A 17591-nucleotide genomic window follows, 5' to 3' on the forward strand; every position below is an offset into this window, starting at 1 on the left:
GGGAGCCGCGCTGCTGAGTGCCGCACCTATCAGCGTCGCACCTGCGGGCGCCGCACCTATAGACGCCGCACCTGCGCAAGCCGCACCTATAGACGCCGCACCTGCGCAAGCCGCACCTGTGGGGGCCGCACCCGTAAGGGCCGCGCCTGGACACGCCGCAGCGGTGAGCGTCACGCCTGGGGGCGCCGCATTTGTGGGCGGCGGGCCGGTGCGCGTCGCGTCTGTGAACGCCGGGTCGGTTGGCGGCGCGCCTGTGGGGGCTGCGTCCGTGCGGGCTGTTCGGCTGGTGGGGGCGGCGGCGACCGTGTGCCGGATTCGGGATGGTCGGCTTACCGAGATTTCTGGGCTGCTTGCTGACGGTGACGGATATGTTGTGGTCAACGATGGGGCGGACGACCCGGACGGACGGCGGATCTTCTTCTTGGATCGGCGGTGCAAAGTGGTGCGTACCGTTGCCTATCCGTCCCGGCCGCGCGACACCGAGGATCTGGCTCGGGGGGCGGACGGCACGATCTGGGTTGGCGACATCGGTGACAACGGTGGCAGCCGGGAGACGATCGCGTTGTGGCGGCTTGCGCCTGGTGCTCGGAAGCCGACGCTGTTCCGGGTTTCCTATCCGGACGGCGCGCGGGATGCGGAGGCGCTGGTCGTCTCGGGCGACGGTACGCCTGTGGTGATCACCAAGGATCCGGTGACGGCCGGGATCTACGTGCCGGCCGGTGAACTGCGGGCCGGACGGACCACGCCGCTGCGGCGGGCCGGTGACGTGGCGGTTCCGGTGACCGGCACCAGTAATCCGTTCGGATTCGCCGGGCGGCTGGTCATCACCGGGGCGGCGGTCAGTTCCGACGGGGGGCGGGTGGTGCTCCGATCGTACGCCGATGCCTTCGAATTCGACGTCGCCCAGGGTGACGTGGTGGCCGCCCTGACCGAGGGCAGTGCCCGGACGGTGGCCCTGCCCGACGAGCCGCAGGGCGAGTCCATCGCCTATCAGCCGGACGGATCCGCGCTGCTCACCGTGTCCGAGGGGGCGGGGGCCGCGCTGCTGCGTTACCCGTTGGCTGCCCCGGCCGCGCCCGAGCAACCGAAGGAGACCCCGGAACCACGCGCAACCACGGAACCACTCGCGCCCACGGAGGCGCCGGCGGCCGAGGAAGGGACGACGCCCAAGGAGGCGTCCGAGGAACCGCCCGCCGCCGTGACCGTCGCCGGCCGGTCCGGGTTGCCGCTCGGGGGTCTCGCCGCCGCCGGGCTCATGATCATCGCTGGTGCGGCGCTCGGGCTGGTGATCGTTCGGCGCCGCCGCCGGACCTCGTGAGCTCGGGCTGGTGATCGTTCGGCGCCGCCGTCGGACCTCGTGAGCTCGGGCTGGTGATCGTTCGGCGCCGCCGTCGGACCTCGTGAGCTCGAATCAGCGTTCGCGGGTGCGGGACGGACCTCGTGCGCGCGGGTCAGGACTCCTGGATGTGGATGTCGTCGACCTTGACGTCGACGTTGCTGACATGCAGGCCGTAGTTTTCCACTGCTTCGATCACCCGGGTACGCACCTCGGCCGTGATCGCCGACGCTACCTCGCCGGCGGCCAGCACCAGGACCACGGTGATGTCCACGTCCATGCCGTCGACCCTCGCCGACACGCCGCGGGTGGCGTCGCCGACCTTGTCCAGGCCGATCTTGTCGAGTACCGCGTTGAAGAAGCGTGCCACGTCGCCGCCGAGTTCGGCCACACCCGGCACCGAGCGTGCGGCCGCCGCGGCGAGCTTCTCGACCACTTCGCGCTCGAAATGGGTACGCCCGCGGTGCGCCGCCACCTCCACGACCTCGGCGCCACCGTGCTGCGGCGGCACGGCCGGAACGACCGCAGGCAGAAAGATCTCCTGCGTCTGGTCCGCGCGGAATTCGCCGTCGTCGTTCATCTGCGTCCTCACCCTGTCCCCTTGCCGAGCAGCGAGAGCCTACTGGATCATGCGCGCCGGACCGCGGGTCCGGGCACTGTGGATGCGGTTCGCGCTGCCGAGTCCGGTCGCCGCAGGTCAGGAACGGGTCGGGGGCGCCGGATTCCGCAGGTCACGGGCAGGTTTGAAGCGCCGGGTCCGGCAGGACACGGGCAGGTCGGAGGCGCCGGGTCCGGCAGGTCAGGGGCGGGTCGGAGGCGCGGGGTTCCGCGGGTCAGGAGCGGGTCGTGGCGGCGGACGGGACGCCGGATTCGCAGGTCACCGTCATCGTCAGTCGGGAGCTGCCGCGCTTGTAGGTCACCGCGGTACGCGACGCCGGACCCGGGTCGGCCGACTCCACCTTGTAGGGCTTCGTCGCCGTCCACGCCAGGATCTCCGCGGTCCCCGGGGCCGAGCACGTCGCGTCGACCACGCCCCCGTCCGATGTGAGCGTGCGCCGGACGAGCCGGGGCGCCGTAGTCGCCGGGGCGGTCCCGGCCGGGGTGGTCGTCACGCTGCGGCTCGGGGCGGCGGTGCCGGTCGCCGTGGGTTCGGTCGCCGCGGGACCGGTCGTTGCCGGGCCGGGCGTCGCCGATCCGGAAGCCGGGGCGCTGGAGGCCGCAGCACCCGTCGAGCCGCTTACGCGCCCCGGCGTGTCGATGACCTGCGCCGGCAGCCCCGGATCGGCCGGGGCGACCCGGCCGGAGGGTTCTGCCGACGCCTGCGCGGGCCCACGGCTGAGCACCGGACCGGAACTGTCGGCGGGGCCAACACCCTCCGCCGGAGCCGCGCTGATCGGGTCTTGCTGATCAGGATCGGTCACCAGCAACCAGCCTCCGAGGCCGGCGGCCAGCAGCACGCCCGCGCCGGCCAGCCAGCGACGCACCGATCCGGCTCGCACCGGTCTGCCGGGCGCGGGAGAAGGCGGATCCGCCACCGGCTCGCCGGGCGAGGAAGGGGCCAGAGCCGCCACCGGCTCGCCGCCGAGGTCGGCGTGCACTCCGAGGCCGGGCGCTTCACCCACCCCGCGCTCCCCCGCGGCGTCGGAAGCCGGCAGCGCGGAGTCGGAAGCCGGCAGCGCCGCGGCACCGGGGACCGGCAACGCAGCCGCACCCGAGGCAGGCAACGCAGCGGCGCCGGAAACCGGGAGCGCGGCGGGTGGGGCCCCGGACCGGAGCTCGCCCGCAGGGACGCGCTGGGTGCGTTGCAGGGAGCGGACCAGCACGGTCGGTTCAGCGCCCGCGGCGGCGCCGGCCCGGGACGGGAGCAGATCGTCGGTCACCACGCGCAGGCCGGCGCCCCGGGCCAGCACCGCGGCGACCTCGCGGGCGGTGGGCCGGGCTGCCGGGTCCTTCGCCAGGCAGCGGTCGCAGAGGCCGGCGACGTAGTCGGAGATCCCCGGCAGGGGTGGCAGCGGCGCGGGCGGCAGGTAGAGGTGCGCGTCGAACATCTGCCGGGTGTCCTCGCTGGTCCACGGTGAACGGCCGGTGAGCATGCGGTACAGCACGACGCCCAGCGCGTACACGTCGGAGGCCGGCACGACCGCGTCCCCGACCAGGCGTTCCGGTGCCAGGTAGGCCGGCGTGCCCAGCACCTCCGTCTCCAGGCCGGTGCCGCCGGGCGCCACCGCCGCGGCGATGCCGAAGTCGACCACTTTCGCGCCCGTGTCGGCCAGCATCACGTTGCCCGGCTTGATGTCGCGATGCACCAGGCCCTCGTCGTGTGCGGCGGTCAGGGCGGCGGCCACCTCCGCGCCCACCCGCAGCGCGAACTCCGGTGCCATCGGCCCGGCGGCGAGCCGCCGGGCGAGCGTCCCACCGGGCACCAGTTCCATCACGACGTACGGCACGGTACGCCCACCGGCCGCCACCTCGCCGTAGTCGTGCACCTGGGCGATGTTCGGGTGCGACAGTGTCGCGGCGGCACGCGCCTCCTGCCGGATCCGGTCGCGGGCCCGGTCGTCGCCGGCCTGTTCGGACGCCAGCATCTTCACCGCGACGGTCCGGCCCAGCACATGGTCGTGGGCTTTCCAGACCACCGCCATGCCGCCCGCACCGACCGGCATCAGGAGCCGGTAGCGGCCGCCGAGCAGGAGGCCGGCGTGCGCCCTCTCGTAGTCGCCGCCGGCGATGGGCTGTCCGTTCATTCCGGCCATCCTCCCGGCAACGCCATCGATCCGCATCCCCGTGATCCAACTCGCCCGGTTTTCGGCGAGACTGACCGGATGACTGCGCTCGTCTTCCTCGTCGCGATGTGCCTGCGTCCGGCGATCACCACGGTCGGGCCGCTGCTGCCGCAGATCAGCGCCGACGAGCGGCTCGGGGAGACCGCGCAGGGGCTGCTCGGCGCCTTGCCGTTGCTGGCGTTCGCGGCCGTGTCACCGCAGGTGCATCGGCTGGCCCGGCGGCTCGGGACGGACCGGGCGGTGCTGGTGGCACTGGTGGTGCTGGCCGCCGGTGGGGTGCTCCGCTCGTACACCGGGATCGTGGGTCTCTGGGCCGGAACCGTCGTGATCGGGTGTGCCATCGCGGTCGGCAACGTCCTGGCGCCGGTGATCGTCAAACGGGACTACGCGGCGAACGTCTCGCGGGCCACCGGTGTCTACACGGCGTGCATGACGCTGGCCGCCGGCACCGCCTCCGCGCTGGCCGTGCCGATCGCCGGCCTGGCCGACTGGCGGCTCGCCCTCAGCGTCTGGTCGGTGCTGGCCCTGCTCGTGGCGACGGCCTGGCTGCCCCGGAGCCAGGTCACCCCGCAACCCCTGGCGGCACCGGCACCCGGGACGAGGGTCCAGGTCAGCGTCTGGCGGCAGCCGTACGCCTGGGTGCTCACCGCTTTCATGGGTCTTCAGTCGACCACCTTCTACGTCCTCGTCACCTGGCTGCCGACCATCGAGATCGACGCCGGCGTCTCCGACCGTGCCGCCGGCCTGCACCTCTTCCTCTTCCAGGCGCTGGGCATCGTCGGCGGGCTCGCCATCCCGTCGCTGCTGCGCGACCCGCGGCACCGCAGCACCGGCGCGGTCGTCGCCAGCCTGCCGGTGCTCGTCGCCGTCGTCGGCCTGCTCGCCGCGCCCGGTCTCGCCGTTCTCTGGGCGATCGTCGGCGGGCTCGGGCAGGGCGCCGCCCTGGTGGCCGCGCTCACCCTGGTCAGCATGGGCGGGCGCGACCACGCGGAGACAACCCGGCTGTCCGGGATGGCCTCGCTGGGCTACCTGCTCGCCGCGTGCGGGCCGTTCCTGACCGGGGTGCTGGCCGAGCGAACCGGCGGCTGGACCGCGTCACTTGTCCTGGCCGCCGGGTTCGCCCTGGTCCAGACCGTCGCCGGAGCGGTCGCCGGCCGGGGGCGCCGCTGAGCGGTCCGGTTGCCGCGCACGGGCGCCGCTGCTCAGGCGGGCGCCGCCGCCGGGTTGTCGAAGCTGTCGAGCAAGGCCCGGACCGACGGTGCGTCCGTGTTCGCCCCGAAGATCGGGGTGCCGGGCTCCATGCGTACACCCTCGGACAGGGACCCGGCCCGCACCGCGTCGAACCCGAACGCCTCCACCAAGGCCGCGGCAGCGGCGAGGCCGGCCGGGTCGTCGCCCGCGATCGCGATGGCCTTGCGCCCCGGCGCCCCCGCCGGACGGCCCTCCGCCTCGAGATCGTGATAGCCCATGTGGTTGAAACCCTTCACCACGTGCGACTCCGGCAGGAACGCCTGCACGAGCTTGCTGGAGTTGCCCAGGTCGTCACGGACGCCGTCGACCTCCCACCAGTAGTTCATCGCGTCGATCACCACTTTGCCGCGCAACGCCTCCACCGGAAGCGACGGGTACTTGCCGAGCGGCAACGCGAGGATCACCACGTCCGCCCGGCGGGCCGCCTCCTCGGCGGTCACCGCCACCACCCCCGGGGTGAGCACCTCCACGATCAGCCTGATCTTCGCCGGGTCGCCGGAGCCCGCCACCAGCACGTCGTATCCGGCGGCGACACCGAGCCGCCCGAGAACCGTGCCCAGCTTGCCCGCACCCAGAATGCCGATCGTCGTCATCACGCCACCATGTCCCGCACCAGCGGCGCGACCTTCGCGCCGAACAGCTCCACCGCGCGCATCCGGGCGCTGACCGGCTGGGCGCCCACCGTGTAGATCAAGTCGAACCGTCCCACGCCGAGCGCCTGGATCGCTCGCGCGATCTTGCGGGCGACGGTATCCGGTGAGCCGACGTACAGCGAACCGTGCGCCACCTCGGCGTCGAACTCGGCCCGGCGCAACGGCGGCCAGCCGCGCAGCGCGCCGATCCGGTCCCGCTGCACCTTGTAGTGCGGGTAGAACAACTCCTTGGCCTGCTCATCGGTGTCCGCGACGAAACCCGGCGAGTGCATGCCGACCGGGTGGGCCACCGTGCCGAGCTGCTCCGCCGCCCGCCGGTACAGGTCGATGTAGGGCGCGAACCGCTCCGGCTGCCCGCCGATGATCGCCAGCATCAGCGGGAGGCCGTGCTGCGCGGTGCGGACCACCGACTGCGGTGAACCGCCGACACCCACCCACGTCGTCAGCCGGCCCGACTCGGTCTTCGGGAACACGTCGGCGTCGGTGAGCGCCGGCCGGGTGCTGCCGGACCACGTCACCGGTTTCTCGTCGAGCAGCTTCACGAACAGGTCGAGCTTCTCCTCGAACAGCACGTCGTAGTCACTCATGTCGTACCCGAACAGCGGGAACGACTCGGTGAACGAACCCCGGCCCAGGATCACCTCGGCGCGGCCCTGGGAGATCGCGTCGACGGTGGCGAAGCGCTGGAAGACGCGTACCGGGTCGTCGGAGCTCAGCACCGTCACGCCGGAGGCCAGGGCGATGCGCTCGGTCCGGGCGGCGATGCCGGCGAGGACGGTTTCCGGGGTGGAGATGGAGTACTCCGGGCGATGGTGCTCGCCCAGGGCGATCGCGTCCACGCCCAGCTGGTCGGCGAGGACGGCCTCGTCGATTACGTGGCGGATGGCGGCGGCGTGCGTGGTGAGCACCCCGGAGTCGTCCAAGGGGACGTCGCCGAAGGTGTCCAGGCCGAGGATCATGGCTGCTCCCGGGTGTTGTTGACGTGTCAATCAGTATGCTGGACGTGTCAACTATCGCGGGTGCGGGTTTATGCCCGGGTCGATGGTGGGCTGCTGGGCTGCCGGCTTGGCGGGCTGCCGGCTTGGCGGGCTGCCCGGCACCGGGCCGCCGGGGCACTGGGCCGTCGGGTTGACGGGCTGACGGGCTGACGGGCTGACGGGCTGACGGGCTGACGGGCTGACGGGCTGACGGGCTGACGGTCGATCGTGTGCCTGTGAGCGCATGCCGTTCGGGCATCCTAGGAGGCTAGGTTGAAGGGTCTGGGCCGGGATGCCTTGCATGGTGTTGTCGAGCAGTGCGTGCGAGCGCTTCGAGCTGCGAAGCGATGTTGATCTGCTAGCGCTACGAAATCGCGGTGATCATGGGCTTTCAACAGCGATTTCGTAGCGCTAGCAGATCAACATCTCGACACGGATCGCGTTTTCGGCGCGGCAGCGCCAGAGGGGACGATGCGACCAGGGTCGGGAAGACGGCCCGGTTGATGTGCGAGGTACATCGGCTGGTCGGCGGTCCCGGGGTGCGGCGGCCAGACTGGGTGCGACGGGCCAGCAGGGTGCGACGGGCCAGCAGGGTGCGACGGGCCAGCAGGGTGCGACGGGCCAGCAGGGTGCGACGGGCCAGCAGGGTGCGACGGCCAGCAGGCGCGGCGGCCAGCCAGGTACGGCGGCCAGCCAGGTACGGCGGCCAGCCAGGTGCGGCGGCCAGCCAGGTGCGGCGGCCAGCCGGGTAGGGGCGCGCGCCGATGCCGGAGGGCGGGTGCACCCATTCCGGCATCGGCGCGTCAAAAGATGCGGGACGGACGGGTCAGACCCGGCACTGCCAGGAGTTCGCGTCGTAGAAGTCGGCGAAACGGTCGAGGCGGGCGTAACCGTGGGTGAGGGTGGCGCAGGCGGCCGGCACGTCGATGTCGTAGTACGTGGGGCCGGCCCGGCTGTACCGCACGCAGTGCCAGTCGTAGACGGTCGCCCCCAGCAGGGCGACGGCGCTGTAGCCCTGGCCGGTGCAGTACGCCTCGAAGTCGGGTGTCACCACGTCGCGCTGGACGGCCCAGCAGGTGACCGAGGTGGCGTCGTAGAAGTCGTCGATCCGGTCGACGGCGTACTCGTTGCCGTAGGCCCACTGGCACGCCTCGTCGAACGCCAGATCACTCTGTCGGCCGTCGCCGGCGACGCAGTGCCAGTCGTAGGCGGTGGCGCCGGTCAGGGCGGCGTCGGCTTGGCCCAGGGAGCGGCAGTACGCGCCCAGGTCGAGCCCGCCGAGCTGCGTGGGCGGGGGTGGTGAGGCGGCGGCCGGGCCGACCGCGGCGAGCACACCGGCCACACCGACGAGCAGGGCCAGCAGGAACTTGCTGACGGAACGCATAGCACTCCTGGAATCTCCTCGGATCCGGTTATATCCGTCGATCACGGCCCGGATCCTCCCCAGTGGAGGGAGGCACGCTCAGCCTAGGAGAGATCGACCGGATTGCAAGTCCTTGCAAGCAATGAATCAACTTGCAGTACGCTGACCGGCGGGCGAACCGTTGATCTCGTGGTGCAGGCGTTCCATCCGCTCGTCGAGCCGCGCCGCGTCCTCGGCCGCCGCGGTGAGCTCGTCACGCAGCCGGGACGGCACCTGCGGGCTGTGCTTGTAGTAGATCTTGTGTTCCAGGCTGGCCCAGAAGTCCATGGCCACGGTCCGCAACTGCACCTCCACCGGGACCGGGACCACGCGGTCCGACATGAAGACCGGGATCTCGACGAGCAGGTGCAGGCTGCGGTACCCGTTCGGCTTCGGCGCCGCGATGTAGTCCTTGGTCAGCACCAGCTCCACGTCGGGCTGCCGGGTGAGCATCTCGGCGACCGTGTAGACATCCGAGACGAACCCGCACACCACCCGGATGCCGGCGATGTCACGGATCCGAAGCCGCAGATCGGAGTAGGTGAGCGGGCAGCCGATCCGGCGGGCCTTCGCGGAGATGCTGGCCGGCGTCTTGAGCCGGGGCCGGATGTGCTCGATCGGGTTGCCGGTCCCCCGGTGCGCCAACTCCTCGGCGAGGATCTCCAGCTTCGTGTTGATCTCGGCGAGGCCGAATTTGTAGACCATCAGGAAGCGATTCAGATCGGTCACGTGCTCGTGAAGCACCTCAGGGGGCGGGCCCTCGCCACGCCGTACTATCTGACCGTCCTCGCCCACTCCGGAGAATTTATCGCTTTCCGGACTTTCCCGGCGCAGGTTCGCCGTGCTCCATGCCACCGGCCCAACGTAGCGTGGCCGGGCGACGCGACAAGGCCCCGCACGGGCGACGCCGGGGGCTGTCGCCCCTGCCGGCCGGGCACGACCCCGCCCACCATGGCGTGGACCGCTCCGGCAACGCGGCGGGCTACCCGAGAGACAGCCCGCCGCGGCCCGAGCCGGATCGATCGGCTGAGCCTCCCCGCCCACCCCGGCCACCGGCACGGTGCCGCCGCCCACCCCGGCCACCGGCACGGTGCCGCCGCCCACCCCGGCCACCGGCACCGTGCCCCCGCGCACGCTTGCCGACGGCTACCCGCTGCCGCCGCGCCGGGCCGGTGGCCGGGCGGTCACCGGGTGGAGCCGAGGGCGTCGAAGAACTTGAGCCAGAGTTCGCTGCGGGTGGGGAACGCCGGGACCGCGTGCCGCAGGCGCCGGACCGGGATCTCGCCGACGACCGCGATCGTGGCGGCCTGCAGGAAGTCGGCGATGTCGGTGCCGGTGATCGTCACGCCGACGAGCACGTCACGGTCCTCGTCGACGAGGAACCGCGCGAAACCGCCGCTCCCACCGGCGAACGCCCCACCGGCGTTGCCGTCGGTCGGCACGTCGATCGCGCGGACCCGCAGGCCGGCCGCCGCCGCGCTCGCCGTCCGGTGCCCCACGGATGCCACCTGCGGCTCCGTGAAGATCACCCGTGGGGAGCCGGGGCCGTCCGCCAGGTGCTCGGTGGTCAGCGGGTCACCGAGGATGTCCGACGCCGCCAGCCGCGCCTGGTATTTCGCCATGTGCGTGAAGAGCGCCCGCCCGTTGAGGTCACCGATCACATAGAGCCAGTCGTTCGACGGCACCCGCATCCGCTCGTCCACCGCGACGAAGTCGCCCTCGGTCAGGCCGGCGACGTCCAGACCCAGCCCGGTGGTCTGCGGGACCCGGCCCGCCGCGACGAGCACCTCGCTCGCGGTCACCGTGGTGCCGTCGCCGAGCGTCACCCGCACCTCCGTGCCGGTGCGGCTCACCGCGACGGCCCGCACCCCGGTGCGCACGTCGACGCCCTGGTCCCGCAGGGACGCGGTGACCTGTTCCGCGACGAAGTCCTCCTCCTTCGGCAGCACGTTGCCGATCAGCTTGACCCGCGAGCCGAGCATCGTGTAGGCCTGGCTCATCTCGGCGCCGACCACACCGGCGCCGATGACGACGAGCGACTCCGGGATGTCGTGGGCGGTGACCGCCTCCCGGTTCGTCCACGGCCGGGCCTCGGCCAGCCCGGGGATCGGCGGCAGGGCGGCCCGGGTGCCACCGGCCAGGATGATCGCCTTACGGGCCTCCAGGATCTCCTCGCTGCCGCCGGCGGTCACCGCGAGCCGGCGTTCCCCGATCAGCCGGCCCCAGCCCCGGACCAGCTCGATGCCGCGCTCGGTCAGCCACGGCACCTGGCCCGCGTCGTCCAGGTGCCCGATCAGCTCGTCGCGGCGGGCCAGGACCGCCGCCACGTCGAGCGGCCCGGTGACCGCGCCGGCCGCACCGGGCACCCGGCGGGCCTGCGCGAGCAGTTCGCCGGGCCGCAGCAGCGCCTTGGACGGGATGCACGCGTAGAACGAGCACTCACCGCCGACCTTGTCCGCCTCCACGATCGCCACGCTGAGGCCGGCCTCGGCCAGGTATCCGGCCGCAACCTCGCCGCCCGGTCCGGCGCCGACGACCACCACATCAAAAGTTCGCATGACACCTATCCTCGTGCTGGCCCGCTACGGGCTTCCGGGGGCCACCCGGCACGAGCCGGTTCGCCCGGATCCCGGCGCCCGGGCGGCCAGCACTCCTCCGCGCCGCCGCCGTGAACCGGCGAGCACCTGCCAACCGGCGGCCGGGCGGCCGCGAGCACCCGCCACCCGGCGCAGGCCGGTTCGCACGGACGCCGGCGGCCGGGCGGCGGCGAGCACCCGCCGCCCGACCGAGCTCCGCGCGGTCAGGGCCGGATCGTCACCCCCTCGGCGAAGCGAAGGGCGTCGGTCCGGCTGAGCGGCATCGTCTCCGGGTCCCACATCACGTTCAGCGTGCGGCCGGCGCCCAGGTTCACGTCGATCCGGCCCGAGTCGGCGTAGAACGACGCCTCGCGGTCGCCGACCGTCACCGCGACCGGCTCGGCCTCGGCCTCGGGCGCGTAGTCCTCGTCGACCACCGTCGCGCAGAGCCCTTCCGGTTCCCGCTCGGCCGCCACCACCTCCGGTGCGGCCACGCACAGGTTGTCCTTGGAGCGGTGCTGCAGCGTCAGCCCGGCCGGGACCGCCGTGACCTCGATCGACGCCGGGCCCGCCGGCACACTGCCGGCGCCCAGGAACCGGGCGAACTTCAGCACCTCGGCCTCGTCGCGCGGCCCCCAGCTGAGAACCTGCACCCAGGCACCGGCGGCCGACCGCCACCGGACCCCGACGAACTCCTGCCCCGCCGGGCCGCCCGGGGCGACGGGCGCGGTCCGCACGGTGGCCTCCCGTCCGCCGACGTCGGCGGTGTGCTCCTCCGTGCCCTCGGTCTCCCACGACGGCGCCAGCGGACCGGTCTCGACCTCGACGATCGAGGCGTCATTCTCGTAGTGCAACAGCGTGTTGGCGCCCATCACCAGCACCTCCGGCTCCCCCACCCCACCGGGCACCCAGCCCGGCCGGAGCGGGAACACCGGCTCCGGCCAGGACGGCCAGACCCAGTCGATCGCCGGTGCGGAGGCGGCCGGGGCCGAGTCGGCCGGGATCGGCGGGCTGCCCCCGGACCGGTCGGCGAGGACCATCGGCACGGACACGGCCGCGGCGATCGCCACGGCGGTCGTGCCGGCGGCCAGCACGACACGGCGGCGACGAGCCCGGTGGACACCGGTGCGCACCTCGTGCCACAGATCCGGCTGGGGCTCCGCCTCGGCAGCGCGGTCGTGCAGGGTGACCCGCAGGTCGTCTTCCAGGTTCATCACGACGCTCCCGACGTCTCAGGGATCAACTCGGCCCGCAGTCTCGACAGACCCCGCGAGGCGTGCACGCGAACGGTGGGCGGCGAGCACCGCAGGATCTCGGCGATCTGCCGGTCGTCGAGGTCCTCGTAGTAGCGCAGCACCAGAACGGCCCGCTGCGTCCGGGACAGCAGCCCGAGCCGCCGCCACAGGTCGTCCCGGGTGGCCTGCTCGGCGGCGAGGTCACCGGCACCGGGCCGGTCCTCGGCGACCGCGCCGGGTTTCTCCCGGCTCGAGCGCAGGCGCAGCCAGGAGATGTGCGAGCGCACCAGCGCGGTGCGCAGATAGTGATCGGGCTCGTCGGCCTCGATGCGATTCCACCGCCGGTAGGCCTTGACGAGCACCTCCTGCACGAGATCCTCGCCGAGGTGCCGGTCGCCACAGAGTAGATAGGCGAAACGGCGCAACCCGTCGCCACGGGCTCTCACGTATTCCTCGAAACCGCTTCGCATGGAAACCCCCTCACCATGAAAGACGAGTCGGGCGGCCGGACATGTTTACAGGAGCCGCCGGTCGGAGTAGGAAGAGCAGGCTCAAGATCGGTACGGGGGAAAGATGTCGTTGATCCTTTGTGAGAGCCTGGTCCGGATCTACCAGACCGGTTCGATCGAGGTGCAGGCCTTGCAGGGCCTCGATCTGGCCGTGGACGCCGGCGAGATGGTCGCCGTGGTCGGCGCGTCGGGTTCCGGCAAGTCCACCCTGCTGTCCATTCTGGCCGGCATCGACGCGCCCACCGCCGGGCGGGCCCACATCGACCGGTGGGACCTGCTGGCGATGTCCCGCGCCGACCGGGTCCGCTACCGGCGGCAGACGGTCGGCTTCGTCCGGCAGCAGACCGCGAGCAACCTGGTGCCGTACCTCTCCGCCCGTCAGGTGATCGACCTGCCGATGGCCGCCGCCGGCGTGCCGGGGCGGGCCCGGCGGGAACGCACCGCGGAGCTCCTGGAGACCCTGGGCGTCACCGATTGCGCCGACCGCCGTCCCGCGCAGATGTCCGGCGGGCAGCAGCAGCGGGTCGCCATCGCGGTCGCGCTCGCCAACCGGCCGCGGATCCTGCTCGCCGACGAGCCGACCGGCGAACTGGACACCGCCACGTCGGCCGAGGTGTTCGGCGCGCTGCGGCACGTCAACCGGGAGTTCGGGGTCACCGTCGTGGTGGTCACCCACGACCCGGCGGTGAGCGGGCAGGTGGAGCGCACCGTGGCGATCCGGGACGGACGCACCAGCAGTGAGGTACTGCGCCGCACCGCGACCGCGGCGAACGGCGACACCCACATGATCGCCGAGGAGTACGCCGTGATGGACCGGGCCGGGCGGGTGCAGATCCCCCGGGAGTACCGCGAGGCCCTGGACCTGACCCGCCGGGTCCGCCTCGCCCTGGAGGCCGACCACATCACCGTGCAGGCCGCGGACCGGGCAGGCGAGGAAAACCGATGAGCCTTCTTCGCGTACGAGGTGTCACGCGCACGTTCGGCGCCGGTCCGGCCGCCGTGCACGCGTTGACCGACGTCAGCTTCGACGTCGAGCCCGGCACCATGGTCGCCCTCGTCGGCCGCTCCGGTTCCGGCAAGACCACCCTGCTCAACGTGATCGGCGGCCTGGACCGGCCGGACGCCGGCACGGTGCACGTGGACGGCACCGAGGTCACCGCGCTCGACGAGGACGGCCTCTCGATGCTGCGGCGGGAGAAGGTCGCGTACGTCTTCCAGACCTTCGGCCTCATCCCGGTGCTCTCCGCCGCCGAGAACGTGGGCGCCCCGCTGCGGCTGGCCCGCACCCCGGCCGCCGAGCGCGAACGCCGCGTCGCCCTGCTGCTCGACCTGGTCGGCCTCGGTGACCACGCCGGACAGCGGCCGGGTGAACTCTCCGGCGGCCAGCAGCAGCGCGTCGCGATCGCCCGCGCCCTGGCCGCCTCGCCGCGGCTGCTGATCGCCGACGAGCCGACCGGCCAGCTGGACGCCGAGACCGGGCGGTCGGTGATGGCGCTGCTGCGGGGCGTGGTCGAGTCCGAAGGCGTCACCGCGCTGATCTCCACGCACGACCCGGTGATGATGGCGCTGGCCGATCGGGTGATCCGGATCAGCGACGGACGCGTCGAGGACCAGGACGCGCCACGCGCCGAGCAGCAGAACGCACCAGGCGCGCGAAGCGTCGAGGAGCGGGACCCGCCGTGCTGAGGCTGCTGGCCGCCCGGGCCGGTGCGCAGTGGCGGCTGCTCGCCTCCCTGGTCGCCGTGGTGACGCTCGGCGCCACCCTGCTCGGGACGTGCGCGCTGCTCGTGACGTGGACCGCCGACCGGGCCCTCGAGGTCGCGGCCGCCCGGCTGCCGGGGGCGGAGACCGACGTCACCGCCTACACCGTCACGATCGGCCGCGACGACGCGGCCGGGGTCGCCGCCGACACCCGGGACCTGCTCACCGGTTCCCTCGCACCGTTCCCGGCCCGGACGTCGGGCCGGGCCTCCGGGGTGATGCGACAACTCGCCGGCGGCAACGTCGGCTACCTCTCCGCCGTCGAGGACCTGCCGTCGGCCGCCGACCTGAGCGCCGGGCGCTGGCCGTCCGGGCCGGGCGAGGCCGTCGTGCTGGAGAGCACCGCGCGGCAGCTGGGCCTGCGGCCCGGCACCCGGGTACGCCTCGGTACCGAACTGGTCCGGAACCCGGCACCGGCGCTCGGCGTGACGGTGGTCGGGGTGGCGCGGACCCGGGCTGGCGCGGGCTGGGACCGCGACCCGCTCGCCGGTGCCGGGTTCGACCTCGCCTACCGCGACGGCAGCGCCATGCGGCCCGCCCGGGCGTTCGGCCCGTTCCTCATCGGCTGGGACGAGCTGCTCGCCGGCGGCTCCCAGCTGGACCGCCTCGAGATCACGGCGCGTCCGGACCTGTCCGGGCCGGCGCTGCGCGACCTCGACGCGGTGACCACCGCGGTGCTCGGCGCGGACCGGCGCCTGGCCCGGCTCCTCGGCGACCGGGTGCGGATCGAACGGATCGCCTCCCGGTTGCCCGGTGCCCTGGCGGCGGCCCGGCAGCAACAGCAGGTCACCGACGCCGCGGTGCTGGCCGTGGCCGTGCTCGGCGGCGTGCTCACCGCCACCGCTCTGGCGCTCGCCGGCCGGCTCACCGCCGACCTGCGCGCCGGCGAGACGGCGCTGCTCTCCTCGTTCGGTGCCGGCCGCGGCCGGCTGGCCGGGGTGGCAGCCGCCGAGGCGGCCGTGCTGGCGCTGCTCGCGGCCGCCCTCGCGCTGCCCGCCTCCACGCTGCTGCACGCCGGCCTGAGCCGGCTGCCGCCGATGCGCGGCGCCGGGCTGACCACCGCGCCGGTGGTGGCCGGCGTCCAGGTGCTCGTGGTGCTGGCCGGCGCGCTGGTGCTGGCGGTGATGCTGGTGGTCGCCGGTCTGCGTACCCCGCCCGCGGACGCCGGACGCACCCGGCGGGACCTCCTCGCCCGGTCCGGCGCGGACGTGCTGCTGGTGGCGCTGGCCGCCGTCGGCTGGTGGCAGCTGCGCGCCCAGCCCGGTGGCGGTTCCGGCGGCCCGGACGTGGTCCGGGTGCTCGCGCCGGCCCTGCTGCTGGTGGCCGGCGCCGCCGTCGCGCTGCGGCTCGCGCCGCCCGCCCTGGCCCTGGCCGACCGGGCCGCCCGCCGGGCGCGGGGCCTCACCCTGCCGCTCGCCGCGTTCGAGGCGGCCCGCCGGCCGCAGGCCACCGCCGCCGGGCTGCTCGTCACCCTGGCCTGCGCGGCCGGCGCCTTCGGTGTCGCACTTGACGCCACCTGGGAACGCTCGCAGCGCGACCAGGCCGCCCTGTCGGTCGGCACCGACCTGGCGCTGACCCTGACCCGCCCGCCGGCCGCCGGTGAAGGCGCCGCCGTCGCCGCCGCCACCGGCGGGACGGTCGGTCCGGCCATCGACCGGGGTGTCGCGGTCGGGCAGTGGCTGGGCGGGAACGGCGCCGCGCCGCGGCTGGTCGCGGTGGACACCGACCGGGCCGGCGCGCTGCTGCGCGGCCGCCTCGACGACGGGCGGACCTGGGCGCAGGTCGGTGCCGGGCTGGCCGCGCCGGCGCCGGCCGCCGGGCTGCCGATCACCGGAGCGGCCACGCTGACCGGCACGGCAGGCGGCGCCGGGCTCCCGGCGACCGGCACGGCAGGCGGCGGACCCCCGGCGACCGGTACGGCGGGCGGCGGCGGGCTCTCGGTGGCACCGCGGCTGCTGCTGGAGGACGCGACGGGTCTGCGGACGACCTGCGCGAACGCGCCGGTGCCACTGGACGGGCGGCCGCACCGGCTGGGCGCGTGCGAGCCGCCGCCGGGCGTACGCCTGATCGCGGTCGCCCTGCCGATCACCGGTGACACGATCTCGTGGGACGCGACGGGCACCAGCGACGTGACCGTCGACCTGGCCGTGCCCGGGCCGGGCGGCGCGACCGGCGACTGGACCGCCACCTCGGCGGCGCCGACACCCGAGCAGCTCACCGGCGCCACCGCCACGGCCACCGGCACCGGGCTGCGGATGGCCGGCGCGGTCCTGCTCGGCGGCCCGCCGGAGGCCGCCCGGACGATCGTCGCCACCGCGTTCCCCGACCCCGGCGCGGTCCCGGTGGCGGTCTCGGCCGGGTTCGCCGCAGATCTGGGGGTACGCGACGGCGACCGGCTCGACATCACCCTGGGGCTGACCGCCGTGCCGGTGACCGTCGCCGGCGTGGTGCCCGCGGTGCCGTCCGCACCCGGCGCCGCCGGCCTCCTCGCCGACCTGGACACGCTCAGCCGGGCCCTGGCCGTGCGCGGTGACTTCGCCTCGCCGGTGGACGCCTGGTGGGTCGGCGACCCGGACCGCACCGACGTTCACCACCTGCACCTGGGGCAGGCCGTCACCCGGGCCGGCGAGGTGGACCGGCTCGCGGCCGGGCCGGTGCCGGCGGGGCTGCCCGCGGTGCTGCGGGTGCTCGTACCGGCCGCCGCCCTGCTGCTGCTCGCCGGTGTGGTGCTGCACGTGACCTGCGACCTGCAGGCCCGGTCGCTGGAGGTGGCCCGGCTGCGGGGGCTCGGCATGACCCGCCGGGAGATCCGGCGCACGCTGCTCGGCCAGCACGCGGTGGTCCTGTTGCCGCTCTGGGCGGCCGGCGCGGCCGTCGGCGGGTTCGCGACCTGGATCGTGGCGCCGCTGCTCGTACGCTCGGAGACCGGCGCCGCCCCCGTGCCGGACGTCGTTCCGGTCTGGCCGTGGCCGGCCGAGGCCGCCCTGCTCCTCGCCCTGCTGGCCGGTTGCCTGGTCGCGGTGACCGCCGTGGTCGCCGTCCAGTCCCGCCGCGCCGACGCCGCCCACCTGCGAGTCGCCTCATGAGCCCCCGGCCCCGCCCCGCCGA

Annotated in this window: 14 protein-coding genes; 5 read left to right on the forward strand and 9 right to left on the reverse strand. The window is 74.0% G+C overall.

The window, feature by feature from the left end; all coding sequences use genetic code 11:
* The first annotated feature begins 373 nt into the window (after nt 1-373).
* Complete coding sequence (locus tag LPA41_RS31380) at nt 374-1318, forward strand: hypothetical protein (RefSeq protein ID WP_229074656.1); 945 nt, start codon at nt 374-376, stop codon at nt 1316-1318.
* A gap of 133 nt (nt 1319-1451) precedes the next feature.
* Here LPA41_RS31380 and LPA41_RS31385 read toward each other — a convergent pair whose 3' ends face one another.
* Together LPA41_RS31385 and LPA41_RS31390 are read right to left on the reverse strand one after the other, a co-directional pair.
* Nucleotides 1452-1916 (reverse strand): Asp23/Gls24 family envelope stress response protein, encoded by a 465-nt coding sequence (locus LPA41_RS31385; protein WP_229074758.1) that lies wholly within the window; start codon nt 1914-1916, stop codon nt 1452-1454.
* 253 nt (nt 1917-2169) lie between these two features.
* Nucleotides 2170-4080: a serine/threonine-protein kinase gene (locus tag LPA41_RS31390; RefSeq protein ID WP_229074657.1), complete on the reverse strand. Its 1911-nt coding sequence runs from the start codon at nt 4078-4080 to the stop codon at nt 2170-2172.
* 78 nt (nt 4081-4158) lie between these two features.
* Here LPA41_RS31390 and LPA41_RS31395 point away from each other — a divergent pair, with 78 nt between their 5' ends.
* Entirely contained in the window at nt 4159-5289 is a 1131-nt protein-coding gene (locus tag LPA41_RS31395; RefSeq protein WP_229074658.1) for an MFS transporter, read from the forward strand.
* Nucleotides 5290-5321: 32 nt separating this feature from the next.
* Here the strand turns inward: LPA41_RS31395 and LPA41_RS31400 are convergent, their stop codons facing one another.
* The 7 genes from LPA41_RS31400 to LPA41_RS31430 all read right to left on the reverse strand — a co-directional run bounded on the left by LPA41_RS31400 (nt 5322) and on the right by LPA41_RS31430 (nt 12683).
* Complete coding sequence (locus LPA41_RS31400) at nt 5322-5963, reverse strand: NADPH-dependent F420 reductase (protein ID WP_229074659.1); 642 nt, start codon at nt 5961-5963, stop codon at nt 5322-5324.
* Complete coding sequence (locus LPA41_RS31405) at nt 5963-6982, reverse strand: LLM class flavin-dependent oxidoreductase (protein WP_229074660.1); 1020 nt, start codon at nt 6980-6982, stop codon at nt 5963-5965. The genes LPA41_RS31400 and LPA41_RS31405 overlap by 1 nt, the downstream gene beginning before the upstream one ends.
* A gap of 844 nt (nt 6983-7826) precedes the next feature.
* A complete protein-coding gene (locus LPA41_RS31410; RefSeq protein WP_229074661.1) occupies nt 7827-8384 on the reverse strand; it encodes a hypothetical protein in 558 nt (185 codons plus the stop codon).
* 126 nt (nt 8385-8510) lie between these two features.
* A complete protein-coding gene (locus tag LPA41_RS31415) occupies nt 8511-9131 on the reverse strand; it encodes a GTP pyrophosphokinase family protein (RefSeq protein ID WP_229074662.1) in 621 nt (206 codons plus the stop codon).
* 455 nt (nt 9132-9586) lie between these two features.
* Nucleotides 9587-10960: an NAD(P)/FAD-dependent oxidoreductase gene (locus tag LPA41_RS31420; RefSeq protein ID WP_229074663.1), complete on the reverse strand. Its 1374-nt coding sequence runs from the start codon at nt 10958-10960 to the stop codon at nt 9587-9589.
* A 242-nt stretch (nt 10961-11202) separates the two neighbouring features.
* Complete coding sequence (locus LPA41_RS31425; RefSeq protein ID WP_229074664.1) at nt 11203-12192, reverse strand: hypothetical protein; 990 nt, start codon at nt 12190-12192, stop codon at nt 11203-11205.
* A complete protein-coding gene (locus tag LPA41_RS31430; protein ID WP_229074665.1) occupies nt 12192-12683 on the reverse strand; it encodes a SigE family RNA polymerase sigma factor in 492 nt (163 codons plus the stop codon). The genes LPA41_RS31425 and LPA41_RS31430 overlap by 1 nt, the downstream gene beginning before the upstream one ends.
* 103 nt (nt 12684-12786) lie before the next feature.
* Between LPA41_RS31430 and LPA41_RS31435 the strand changes: the two genes are divergently transcribed.
* From LPA41_RS31435 to LPA41_RS31445, 3 genes are read left to right on the forward strand one after another with little or no spacing between them, the layout of a single operon-like run.
* On the forward strand, nt 12787-13668 hold the full coding sequence (locus LPA41_RS31435) for an ATP-binding cassette domain-containing protein (RefSeq protein WP_229074666.1): 882 nt from the start codon (nt 12787-12789) through the stop codon (nt 13666-13668).
* Nucleotides 13665-14408: an ABC transporter ATP-binding protein gene (locus LPA41_RS31440; RefSeq protein ID WP_229074667.1), complete on the forward strand. Its 744-nt coding sequence runs from the start codon at nt 13665-13667 to the stop codon at nt 14406-14408. The genes LPA41_RS31435 and LPA41_RS31440 overlap by 4 nt, the downstream gene beginning before the upstream one ends.
* Nucleotides 14402-17569: an FtsX-like permease family protein gene (locus LPA41_RS31445; protein WP_229074668.1), complete on the forward strand. Its 3168-nt coding sequence runs from the start codon at nt 14402-14404 to the stop codon at nt 17567-17569. Before LPA41_RS31440 ends, LPA41_RS31445 begins: the two co-directional genes overlap by 7 nt.
* The last annotated feature ends 22 nt before the right edge of the window (nt 17570-17591 follow it).

Origin of the sequence: Actinoplanes sp. DH11 (assembly GCF_020873875.1) — a bacterium.
Lineage (GTDB): Bacteria > Actinomycetota > Actinomycetes > Mycobacteriales > Micromonosporaceae > Actinoplanes.

Excerpts from the sequence above, each read along its gene's own strand:
- LPA41_RS31385 (WP_229074758.1), bottom strand. The coding sequence starts at position 1,916 with ATGAACGACGACGGCGAATTCCGCGCGGACCAGACGCAGGAGATCTTT.
- LPA41_RS31390 (WP_229074657.1), bottom strand. The coding sequence starts at position 4,080 with ATGAACGGACAGCCCATCGCCGGCGGCGACTACGAGAGGGCGCACGCC.
- LPA41_RS31395 (WP_229074658.1), top strand. The coding sequence starts at position 4,159 with ATGACTGCGCTCGTCTTCCTCGTCGCGATGTGCCTGCGTCCGGCGATC.
- LPA41_RS31400 (WP_229074659.1), bottom strand. The coding sequence starts at position 5,963 with ATGACGACGATCGGCATTCTGGGTGCGGGCAAGCTGGGCACGGTTCTC.
- LPA41_RS31405 (WP_229074660.1), bottom strand. The coding sequence starts at position 6,982 with ATGATCCTCGGCCTGGACACCTTCGGCGACGTCCCCTTGGACGACTCC.
- LPA41_RS31410 (WP_229074661.1), bottom strand. The coding sequence starts at position 8,384 with ATGCGTTCCGTCAGCAAGTTCCTGCTGGCCCTGCTCGTCGGTGTGGCC.
- LPA41_RS31420 (WP_229074663.1), bottom strand. The coding sequence starts at position 10,960 with ATGCGAACTTTTGATGTGGTGGTCGTCGGCGCCGGACCGGGCGGCGAG.
- LPA41_RS31425 (WP_229074664.1), bottom strand. The coding sequence starts at position 12,192 with ATGAACCTGGAAGACGACCTGCGGGTCACCCTGCACGACCGCGCTGCC.
- LPA41_RS31430 (WP_229074665.1), bottom strand. The coding sequence starts at position 12,683 with ATGCGAAGCGGTTTCGAGGAATACGTGAGAGCCCGTGGCGACGGGTTG.
- LPA41_RS31435 (WP_229074666.1), top strand. The coding sequence starts at position 12,787 with ATGTCGTTGATCCTTTGTGAGAGCCTGGTCCGGATCTACCAGACCGGT.
- LPA41_RS31440 (WP_229074667.1), top strand. The coding sequence starts at position 13,665 with ATGAGCCTTCTTCGCGTACGAGGTGTCACGCGCACGTTCGGCGCCGGT.